Source organism: Paractinoplanes rishiriensis, from assembly GCF_016862375.1.
In the GTDB taxonomy this organism is placed as follows: domain Bacteria; phylum Actinomycetota; class Actinomycetes; order Mycobacteriales; family Micromonosporaceae; genus Actinoplanes; species Actinoplanes rishiriensis.
This window is the reverse complement of record NZ_BOMV01000018.1, coordinates 93,611-103,946: the sequence shown is the minus strand read 5'-3', so window position 1 is coordinate 103,946 and position 10,336 is coordinate 93,611. Positions and strand designations below refer to the sequence as shown.

Annotated in this window: 9 protein-coding genes; 5 read left to right on the top strand and 4 right to left on the bottom strand. The window is 70.5% G+C overall.

Going from position 1 to position 10,336, the window contains the following annotated elements:
- Window positions 1–156 precede the first annotated feature (156 nt).
- Window positions 157–444 (bottom strand): hypothetical protein, encoded by a 288-nt coding sequence (locus tag Ari01nite_RS11365; RefSeq protein WP_203781126.1) that lies wholly within the window; start codon window positions 442–444, stop codon window positions 157–159.
- A gap of 252 nt (window positions 445–696) precedes the next feature.
- Here Ari01nite_RS11365 and Ari01nite_RS11360 point away from each other — a divergent pair, with 252 nt between their 5' ends.
- Together Ari01nite_RS11360 and Ari01nite_RS11355 are read left to right on the top strand one after the other, a co-directional pair.
- Window positions 697–1,971, top strand: a complete 1,275-nt coding sequence (locus Ari01nite_RS11360; protein WP_203781125.1) for a cellulose-binding domain-containing protein — start codon at window positions 697–699, stop codon at window positions 1,969–1,971.
- Window positions 1,972–2,102: 131 nt separating this feature from the next.
- Window positions 2,103–3,806, top strand: coding sequence for a carbohydrate-binding protein (locus Ari01nite_RS11355; protein ID WP_239162659.1), 1,704 nt, complete (start codon window positions 2,103–2,105; stop codon window positions 3,804–3,806).
- A 1-nt stretch (window position 3,807) separates the two neighbouring features.
- Here the strand turns inward: Ari01nite_RS11355 and Ari01nite_RS11350 are convergent, their stop codons facing one another.
- Complete coding sequence (locus Ari01nite_RS11350; RefSeq protein ID WP_203781124.1) at window positions 3,808–5,289, bottom strand: ATP-binding protein; 1,482 nt, start codon at window positions 5,287–5,289, stop codon at window positions 3,808–3,810.
- Window positions 5,290–5,347: 58 nt separating this feature from the next.
- Between Ari01nite_RS11350 and Ari01nite_RS11345 the strand changes: the two genes are divergently transcribed.
- The 3 genes from Ari01nite_RS11345 (at window position 5,348) to Ari01nite_RS11335 (ending at window position 8,164) form a co-directional block, all read left to right on the top strand.
- Window positions 5,348–6,226 (top strand): LLM class flavin-dependent oxidoreductase, encoded by an 879-nt coding sequence (locus tag Ari01nite_RS11345; RefSeq protein ID WP_203781123.1) that lies wholly within the window; start codon window positions 5,348–5,350, stop codon window positions 6,224–6,226.
- A 12-nt stretch (window positions 6,227–6,238) separates the two neighbouring features.
- Window positions 6,239–6,739 (top strand): methyltransferase family protein, encoded by a 501-nt coding sequence (locus Ari01nite_RS11340; protein WP_203781122.1) that lies wholly within the window; start codon window positions 6,239–6,241, stop codon window positions 6,737–6,739.
- Window positions 6,740–6,976: 237 nt separating this feature from the next.
- The gene (locus Ari01nite_RS11335) at window positions 6,977–8,164 is read left to right on the top strand and encodes a cytochrome P450 (protein WP_203781121.1); all 1,188 of its coding nucleotides are present in this window, start codon (window positions 6,977–6,979) and stop codon (window positions 8,162–8,164) included.
- Here Ari01nite_RS11335 and Ari01nite_RS11330 read toward each other — a convergent pair.
- Together Ari01nite_RS11330 and Ari01nite_RS11325 are read right to left on the bottom strand one after the other, a co-directional pair.
- On the bottom strand, window positions 8,133–8,681 hold the full coding sequence (locus Ari01nite_RS11330; RefSeq protein WP_203781120.1) for a hypothetical protein: 549 nt from the start codon (window positions 8,679–8,681) through the stop codon (window positions 8,133–8,135). The genes Ari01nite_RS11335 and Ari01nite_RS11330 overlap by 32 nt on opposite strands.
- 555 nt (window positions 8,682–9,236) lie before the next feature.
- On the bottom strand, window positions 9,237–10,301 hold the full coding sequence (locus tag Ari01nite_RS11325) for a glycoside hydrolase family 43 protein (protein WP_203781119.1): 1,065 nt from the start codon (window positions 10,299–10,301) through the stop codon (window positions 9,237–9,239).
- Between the last annotated feature and the right edge of the window lie 35 nt (window positions 10,302–10,336).

Here is a 10,336-nt window from a genome sequence, read left to right as displayed (position 1 = left end):
GGCGGTGCCGGGCGGTGCGGGGTGCGGCGGTGCCGGGCGGTGCGGGGTGCGGCGGTGCCGGGCGGTGCGGGGTGCGGCGGTGCCGGGCGGCGGCGCAGGGTGTGGGCGACCCGGGTGTGGGCGACCCGGGTGTGGGCGACGTCGGGCGTGGTTGGGTCAGCGGGCCGCGAGGCGGGACGCGTTGCGGGGGCGGCGGGTCGGGCGGCGGCGGTTCGTGCGTTTTGGGGCGACCTCGATGCGCGGCTGCGTTGCCGGGTCCTGGTCGGTCAGTGACGGGACCACGATGACGGCCGCCAGGCCGTTGTCGACCATTCGGACGGCGGCGGCCCAGTCGCCGCAGACCAGGCCGGCCACCTGGTAGCGCATCGTGGAACAGTAGTCCAGGCAGCGTGCGGCGTTGGCGTGGAACCTGTCCGCCTGCACGTAAATCACAGCGTTCGTCACCGGGACCATCCCTTCAGCGGGCGCGGACGACAATCACCTAATCGTGTGGATCGGCACTTGCGCATCCGCCGATTCGGACAAGTCATGACCGCGAATCCCGGTGTCCGGCGTCCTTCGGTCGTGTGTGGACTGACCGTCTGGCCAGTTTTGCCGGACTCTCAGCTGCCCCCTAGCTTTTCAGCGAGCGCTCAGGTAACTACAGTCATCGATGTATGGGAGCGCTCCCATCCCCCGTCCCCGACTGGAGCTCACATGCGTCATCGAAATCTCGCCGTGGTTGCGGCGGCCGTCGTGGCCGGTGCCGGCCTGCTGGTGGCCACCGCCCCGGCCGCGACCGCGGCATCGGCCTGCACCGTGGACTACACCCTCAACCAGTGGTCTTCCGGGTTCACGGCCGACGTCAAGGTCACCAACAACGGTGCACCGGTGTCCTCCTGGACGCTGTCCTGGACGTACGCCGGCAACCAGGCCGTCACGAACGCCTGGAACGCCACCGTCACCCAGGCCGGCAACGCGGTCAGCGCCGCCTCGATCGGCTGGAACGGCAGCCTCGGCACCGGCGCGTCGGCCTCGTTCGGCTTCCAGGGCACCTACTCCGGCAGCAACGCGAAGCCCACCGACTTCGCGTTCAACGGGGTCTCGTGCAGCCCGGACGCGACCACGCCGCCGACCACCAGCCCGACCACGCCACCCACCACCGGCCCGACCACGCCCCCGACCACCGGCCCGACGACGCCGCCGACCACCGGCCCGACCACGCCGCCGACCACCGGCCCGACGACGCCGCCGACCACCGGCCCGACCACGCCGCCGACCACCGGCCCGACCGTGCAGCCGGTCGCGTGCGGCGCCGGCGCCAACTGCGACGGCTTCGAGACCCAGGCCGGTGACGCCCCGTCCGGCAACTGGGCGCTCACGTTCCCGGACTGCTCCGGCACCGGCACCGCGGCCATCGACCGCTCGGTCGTGCACTCCGGCACCGCGTCGCTGCGGGTCAACGGCGGCGAGGGCTACTGCAACCACGTCTTCGTGAAGAACACCTCGCTGTTCGCCGGCACCACCGACGTCTGGTACATCCGCTACTGGGTGCGGCACACCACCGCGCTGCCGGTCGCGCACATCACCACGGTGGCCATGCAGGACACCAACGACGGCAACAAGGACCTGCGGTTCGGCGGCCAGAACAGCGCCCTGCAGTTCAACCGGGCCTCGGACGACGCCACCCTGCCGGAGCAGAGCCCGAACGGCGTGGCGCAGTCGGCTCCGCTGCCGGTGAACTCCTGGAACTGCGTCGAGTTCAAGATCGATGGCCGGAACGGCACCATGGAGACCTGGCTGAACGGCACCTCGGTGCCCGGCCTGCTCCAGGACGGCGTACCGACCCACGACATCGACGGCCAGTGGCTCAACAAGACCTACCGGCCGAAGCTCGCCGACCTGAAGCTGGGCTGGGAGAGCTACGGCGGCGGTCTGGACACCCTCTGGTACGACGACGTGCAGGTGAGCGCCTCCCGCAACGGCTGCTGACACCTCGCAGGCAAAGAAGGCGACCGCTGGGGCGGTCGCCTTCTTTGTTTCCATCGACGGATTGACACCCGCCTGTGCCACTTCTAACGTCTTCGGCAAACGTTTTCCTTCCCCGTCCCCGAAGGATCCCCGTGCGTACCCGAAGAATCGTCGCCTCCGTGGCGACCGTCTCCGTCCTCGCCGTGCTGGTCACCGTTCTCCCGCGGATGGCCGAGGCAGCCGGCAACACGCTCACCGTCAACGTCGGCACCGTGGTCCGGCCGGTCACCCATGTGGCGTCCGGCGGCCTCTACGCCATCAACACCGGCAACAACCCGCCGCTGTCCCAGATCTACCCGCTGCGGCTCAACCACCTGACCCAGCCGCCGCCCGGCGGGCAGCAACTCGGCAACGGCGCCACCCAGCCGTGCTGCGACGGCCTCCAGGTGGCCGGCAAGGCGACCAGCGGCGGCGCGCAGCAGTTCTTCCGGATGCCGGACATCTACCCGAACTTCCCCTACCGCTGGGTCAGCTGGGCGGACTGGGAGTCCAAGGTGCGCACCATGGTGCAGGCCCGGCTGAACGCCACCGGGGCCACCAACGTCGACGGCTGGGAACTCTGGAACGAGCCGGACTGGACCTGGAACACCGCGGCGGCCGGAGCGTTCACCGCGGGCTGGACCCGTACGCATCGATTGATCAGGTCGTTGGACACGGTGACCCCGATCGTCGGCCCGAGCCACTCCGTCTACAACCACAACTGGATGGTCGAGTTCCTGACCAACGCCAAGAACACCAACACCGTGCCGGACATGATCGTGTGGCACGAGCTGGAGAACGACCGCTACCTCGACGTCGCGGCGCACGTGGCCGACTACCGCGCCATCGAGCAGTCGCTGGGCATCTCGCCGCGGCCCATCTCGATCAACGAGTACGCGTCGCCGAGCCAGGTCGACATCCCGAGCGTCGCGGTGCACTACATGGCGGTGTTCGAGCGGCACGGCATCCGGTCCGCCGAGCGGGCCTACTGGTACGAGGCGGGCACGCTCAACGGCCTGCTGCACAACAACCAGCCGACCGCGTCCTACTGGGCCTACAAGTGGTACGGCGACCAGTCCGGCAACATCGTGCAGACCATTCCCGGCTCCTGGCTCGAGGGCGTCGCGTCGTACGACTCCACCCGGCGTTTCGTGAACGTCGTGCTTGGCGGCGACAGCGGCAACAACACCGTACGGGTCAATGGTCTTGGTGCTCTCGGCTCCTCGGTGCGGGTGACCCTGTCCCGGACCAACACCACCGGCCGGCACACCAACCAGAGCGCGCCGGTCCAGGTCTCGTCGGCCACCTACACGGTGTCCGGCGGCAGCATCAGCGTGCCGGTCAACAACATGGACGCGTGGGCGGCCTACCAGCTGCTCATCACGCCGGCCAGCGGCGCGGCCACCTGGCAGCAGCGGTACGAGGCGGAGAACGCCACGGTCGTGAACGCCAACCGGTTCGCCTCGTCGTCGGCGTCCAACGGGCACTTCGTGGGCCAGATCGACGGCACCGGCGACATGCGCAGCAACGCGTTCGTCGACTTCCTGGTCAACGTGCCGCAGACCCGCGCCTACACGATGAACATCGGCTACGCGAACGCCACCGGCGCGAACGCCACGCACGGCCTCGCCTACAACGGCGGCGGCTGGTCGACCGTGACCTACCCGAACACCGGCACCTGGGGCGCATTCGGCGCGTCGGTGAACGTCTCGGTCAACCTGAACGCCGGCTGGAACATGATCCGGCTGGCCAAGGGCGCACCAGGCTACGCGGGCGGCACCGGTTACGCCGAACTGGACGCGATCACGCTCTCGTGACCTAGACCGCGGGGCGGGGACCCAACAACTCCCGCACGCTGGCCAGCAGGTCGGCCTGCGAGATCGGGTCCACCGCCCCGCCGGTCCGGGCCTCCTGCATGGCCTTGGCCAGCTGCACCCGCCGCAGCACCTCCTTGATGTCCGCCCCGGTCATGCCCACGCTGACCCGGCCCAGCTCACCCAGGTCGAGGTCCTCCGCGAACATCCGGAACCCGGGCTGCTCGTGCGCCGCGATCAGGGCGGCGATCATCTTGCGGAAGATCGCGGTGCGGCTCGTGTCGTCCGGTTTCGGGATGCTCAGCTTCACGTCGAAGCGGCCCGAGCGGATCAGCGAGTCGTCGACCCGGTGCGGGAAGTTGGTGGTGGCCACCACCAGCACGTTCGGGTTGGCCTCGATCAGGTCGTTCATCTCCTGCTTGAAGATGCCGGCCACCGCGTTGATCGCCTGGCTGGCCGCGTCGCCGCCGGCACCGGCGTAGCTGATGATCGAGTCGAACTCGTCGAACAGCATGAGCGTCGGCGTGCGGTAGCGGCGGGCGTCCCGGAAGATCTGCTTGATGTTGCGCTCGGAGCCGCCGAGCCACTTGTCGAGGATCTCCGGCGTGCGGATCTCGCGGAAGTCGGCGCCGATCTCGTTGGCCAGCGCCCGGGAGAGCATGGTCTTGCCGGTGCCGGGCGGCCCGTACATCAAAATGCCCTGCGGCCGGCGCGCGCCCCACCGCGCCATCGCCTCCGGATGCCGGAACGAGACCGCGATCTGCCGCAGTTCGGCGACCACGTCGGCCAGCCCGCCCACCATGTCGAGGGTGACCGTCTGGGTGGTGGCCGGCGTGCGCGGCGGCTGCGCGTCGCGGCTCACCACGATGCGGCGCCCGGTGAGCGCGTCCGGCCCGGTCAGTTCGAGCACGGCCTGCAGGGTCAGGCCCACGAAAGCCTGCAGGTGCGCGGCGGTCACGTCGTCGCGCGGCACCTCGGCGCCGACCCGCACGGTGGTCCCGGTCTCGTCGTAGGTCACGCTGGCCTGCAGGCCGACGACGGCATCGGCGATGGTGGCGGGTGGTCGGCCCGCCGCCGGCTGGGTGGGCCGGTCCAAACCCAGTTTGCGGTACGCGGCGACGGCCGCGGCCCCCATGCCGTCGACTATCCGGGTGGCGATCGGATCACCCGCCTCGATCCGTTTCGCCAGCAGCAGCCCGACCGGGTCGTGGCCGAGGACCAGCCGCCGGATCCGCTCCTTGGACAGCGGCTCGTCGGCGGTGCTGATCGAGGCGGCGAACACGTGCACCGGCCCGTCTGCCCGGTCGGCGCTGGACACCCGCAGGTCGACCCGCTGCACCGGGGCCGGCCAGGTGGTGCGGCGGAGCAGGTCGACCTGGTTGACCCGGGCCGCGGCCAGCACCGTCTCGGCGTCGACGAGTTCCACGGTGGCGCCCGCGTACTCGAAACTCTCGCCGCGCGGTCGCGCGGAGCTCGCGTCAGACATAAGCCAAGAGTGACACGCGCGGACACCGATCGCCCGTCGCCGGCCGTAGGCTGCGGCCATGCGCCTTTCGATCTGGCCCGGCATCGAGCGTCCCTACCGCGAGATCCTCGACATGTCCCGGCACGCCGCCGACACCGGCTGGGACGGTGTCTACCTCGCCGACCACTTCATGCCCAACGTCGACCCCGGCGAGGACGACACCGAGCCGCTGCTCGAGTGCGGCTCGGTGATCGCCGCCCTCGGCGCGGTGGTCCCGCGGGTGCGGATCGGCACGCTGGTCTACGGCATCACCTACCGCCATCCGGCGGTCCTGGCCAACATGGCGGCCACCGTCGACCACATCACCGACGGCCGCTTCGTGCTGGGCGTCGGCGCCGGCTGGCAGATCAACGAGCATGAGCAGTACGGGCTCGAGCTGGGCCCGCTGCGCACCCGGGTCGACCGGTTCATCGAGGCGCTGCAGGTCCTGCACGGCCTGCTGCGGTCGCCGCGGACGACGTTCCACGGCTCCTACTACCGGGTGACGGACGCGGTCTGCGAACCCAAGCCGGTGCAGGACCCGCTGCCCATCCTGATCGGGGCCAAGGGCGAGAAGCGCATGCTGCGGGTGGTGGCCGAGTACGCCGACATCTGGAACGCCTGGGGCGACCCCGACCTGATCGCCCGCAAGTCCGCCCTGATCGACCAGCACTGCGCCGACCTGGGCCGCTCCCCGAAGTCGATCGAGCGCACCGCCCAGGCCATGACCACCCTGACCGACGACATCCCGGACCAGGGCGCGCGCCCGCTGATCGGCGGCTCCCCGGCCCGCCTCGCCGAGGACATCGCCCGCTACCGCGAAATCGGCCTGGACGAACTGATCATCCCGGACGACCTGCTCGGATCCTCCAGTGCCGAACGTCTCCGGTCGATGGACGTGATCCGCGGCCTGATGTGAGCGGGTCCTGACGTGAGAAGGCCGGCGGCGGCGTGGGGGAGCGGGCTGTTCTTCGCGCTCGCTCCCGGCACCGTCGCGGGCCTGCTGCCGTGGGCGCTGACCGGCTGGCGGGCCGACGTGGTGCTGCCGATGCCCGTACGCCTGCTCGGCGGGGTTTTGGTGGTTCTTGGACTGCTGGTGATCGTGCCTGCCTTCGTGCGCTTCGTGGCGGAGGGCGCGGGCACACCGGCGCCGGTCGCCGAGACGGAACACCTGGTGGTCGGCGGTCCCTACCGCTTCGTGCGCAATCCCATGTACGTGGCGGTGGTGCTGGCCATCGTGGGTCAGACTCTGCTGCTGGGAAGCTGGGCGCTGACCTGGTACGCCGTGGTGGCCGGCGCCGCGATGGTCGCGTTCGTGAAGCTGTACGAGGAGCCGCGGCTGGCCGCCCGGTTCGGCGCGGAGTATGCGGAGTACCGCCGCGCGGTGCCCGGCTGGTGGCCGCGCTTCGCACCGGCCCCGCAGGACCCCTGACAGCAGCACGATCAGCAGCCCCGCGACCGGAACACCCAGCAGCCCGGCGCGCACCTGGAAATGCCAGCGCGAGCCCCATCCCACCGGCCGCGACCAGCCCACCGGCGCGCGCAACAGCCCGCTGCCCGAACCGGTCCACCAGCCGGTCCCCCACCACCCGCCCGGCAAACTGCGCGCCGACCATCGGCCACCGCCAGCCATGCCCGCCGGTCGCCCATGGTCGTTCAGACTAGGTCGGTGGATCTGGATTTCACCGACCCGTCCTTCCTCCGTGACCCCTACCCCGCCCTCGCCGGCCTGCGCGCGAAAGCCGAGGTGAGCTGGCACGAACCCACCGGCCGCTGGCTGGCGGCCAGTCACGCCGCGGCCGGTGCGGTGCTCCGCGACCGGGGCCTGGGCCGGTTCTGGCAGGACCGCGAGCCGGCCGAGCGCTGGCAGCCGTTCAACCTCCTGCACCGCAACCAGATGATGGAGAACGAGCCGCCTGCGCACACCAGGCTGCGGTCGCTGGTGGCCCGCGCCTTCGCCCGCGGCCACGTCGAACGCCTGCGCCCCGCCGTCACGGCCGAGTGCCGCCGCCTGCTGTCCGCGGCCGGCGCATCGTTCGACCTCCTCGTGGATTTTGCGGAGCCGCTGGCCGTGACCGTGATCGCCGAACTGCTGGGCGTGCCGCCGGCCGACCGGCATCGCTTACGGCCGTGGTCGGCAGCCATCGTGCGGATGTACGAGGTGCAGCCGAGTCCCGCGGCCGAGGAGTCGGCGCTGTCCGCCTGCCGCGAATTCGCCGACTACCTGAGCGCGCTGGCCGCCCGCCGGACCGCCGAACCGGAGGACGACCTGATCAGCCACCTGGTCGCGGTCCGCGACGGCACCGACCGGCTGTCCGCCGACGAGCTGGTCGCCTCGGCGATCCTGCTGCTGAACGCCGGCCACGAGGCTTCGGTGAACGCGCTGGGCGGCGGCGTGGTCGCGCTGCTGCGCCACCCCGCGGAGCTGGCCCGCCTGCGCGCCGACCGTTCCCTGATCGCCAGCGCGGCCGAGGAGATGATCCGCTACGACCCGCCCCTGCACCTGTTCGCCCGGACCGCCGCCGCTCCCGTGCGGATAGCGGGCGTGACCATCCCCGCGGGGGCCGAGATAGCCGCCCTGCTGGGCGCCGCCAACCGCGACCCGGCCGTGTTCACGGCTCCCGACACCTTCGACGTGGCCCGCCACCCCAACCCGCACCTGGGCTTCGGCGCCGGCCTGCACTTCTGCCTGGGCGCACCGCTGGCCCGCCTGGAACTCCAGTCCGCCCTGGACGCCCTGCTCGATTACGCCCCGCACCTGGCCCTGGCCACGGAACCGGTGCAGCGCCCGACCTTCGTCCTGCGCGCCTACCAGGAGATCCGCCTCACCGCTCCCAGACCGTCACCTCGAAAGTGATCGACTCGACGTGGTCCCGGTCGCTCTTGCGCACCTCCTTGACGACCAGCCCCGCGTGCCGGCCCTCGTCGGTCAGCACGCACATCTGCGCGCCCACCGCGGCTTTCCGCGGCGACAACGTGAACCCGTACGCGGTGGTCGACCGGCACGATTCCCAGTCGGCCGGCGCCTCGGCCATCTGCCCGTACGCCTCCTCGATCCCGTTCGGACTCCCGCGGAAGTTGAGGTCACACTTCAAGGCGCAGCCGTTGACCCCCCAGTTGGCCGCCGCCGAGTCAAGGTCCACCTCGGTCTCGACGACGTTCGGGTCCCCACCGATCATCCGCAGCTCCGCCGGCCCCCGCCGGACCGTTTCCGCCGAAGGCCCCTGAGTGATGGCGGCGGTCGTATGCGGAACAGGATCGATGATCTGAAATCCGATGACGTCCCGCGCCAGCGCAAGCACCGCCACCAGAAGCGCCACCAGGCCGATGATGCTCTGCGTGCGGTGATCCTTGACCCAGTTCCAGAGTCGCATCCCCGATCAACGATCGACGTCCGTCCGTGTTACGTGGCACAGCCACCACTACCTCGATGCTGGCAGCGGGCTGGGTCAAACACCGTCGCCGCAAGCAGCGAGAACGCCGAAAGGCTTGACAGGATCTAGTTGACAAAAGCAAGGGGAGAACGCGGGGTTGCAGACGGTTGGAGTGGGGAAACGCTCGGCCGAGCACGGGGATCGCACCTGCTTGCGGATTTCTGTTCAGGCGGTAGATCTGGGTACCGCGGCGAATAGGGCTATGCGGGTCATCGCAGACGCGTCGGCGCATTCGGGGAATCCAAAAATGATAGCTGGCCAGGTGTATGTCGACGCCGTTCTGCCGCAGCGCGAAGGCGAGCGGCAGCCCCGCGTAGATGTCGAATCCGCCACCCGCACCGGCGATCAGAACGCGGCGGGCGGAGGCGAGAGCGGCAAACAGCGGCGGCGCGGCCAACGAAAGTCACCGCACCGTGATCAGCCACCCGGGCGACGCCGCCGGGTCACGCTGGGACGCCTTGGGGGGAGGCGTCCCAGCGTGACGGTGAGGATGGCTTACGAGTCGCCGGACGGGCCGGCGATCGAGGTGCCGGTGCGCACCGGTACGCCCGGGTTGGGCGTGCCGTCGGAGTTCCAGCCGATCTTCTGCGCCCGGGTGGTGCGGGTGGTGCCGCAGCCCTGGCTGGCGGACGAGTTGGCGTGGTAGATGATCCACGTCTCGGAGCCGTCCGGCGAGGTGCTGAACGACGCGTGGCCGGGGCCGTAGACGCCGTTGGCGTCACTGCGCTGGAAGATGGGCTGCGAGCGCTTGGTCCACGAGCTGGCCAGCATCGGGTCGCCGCCGGTCCAGGTCAGCGTGCCGAGCTTGTAGTCGGGACCGTTGCAGTGGCTCGCCGAGTAGGTCAGGTAGGTCCGGCCGCCGTTGTAGACAGCGAACGGGCCCTCGTTGACGGCACCGCCCTGCCGTTCCCAGGACAGCGTCGGCGACGAGATGCGGTTGCCGTTGCGCGACACCTGGATCGGCGAGGACATCGGGGCGATGAACAGGCCCTGCTCGCCGCCCCGGAACGCGGAGTAGACGAAGTGGTTGGGCCAGCCGTTGAACCGGACCACGCTGCCGTCGATCGCCCACCCGCCGTTGGGCTCCAGGTTCAAGATTCCGCGGTACGTGTACGGCCCGAGCGGATCGGTGCCGTTGCTCTCCAGCACGCCGGTGCGGCGCTGGCCCTGACCCGGCGACGGGTCCGCGGAGAAGTACACGTACCAGCGATTGTTGATCCACTGGATGTCCGGTGCCCACATCGTGCAGCAGCCGGGCCCGGCGGCCAGGGTGAAGATCGTCCGCTCGGCCGCCGTCTTCAGTCCGGCCAGCGTGGACGACTGCCGCATGATGATCCGCGACGACCACGTGGTGGCGAGGTAGTACCAGTTGCCGTTGGTGTAGACGATCGACGGGTCGGCGCTGTTGGGCGTGCCGACGAGCGGGTTGGTGAACGACGGCCCGGGTGCCGCGAGCGCGGGCGAGGCGGGTACGGCCGCGCCCAGGGTGGACGCGAGCACGACCGCGCTGACCGCGGTGAGCAACCGCCGCGCCGCCTTCCATCGGTGGTTCACGAGCATCGGGGTTCCTTTCTTGGGGACTGCGCCTTGGGGGG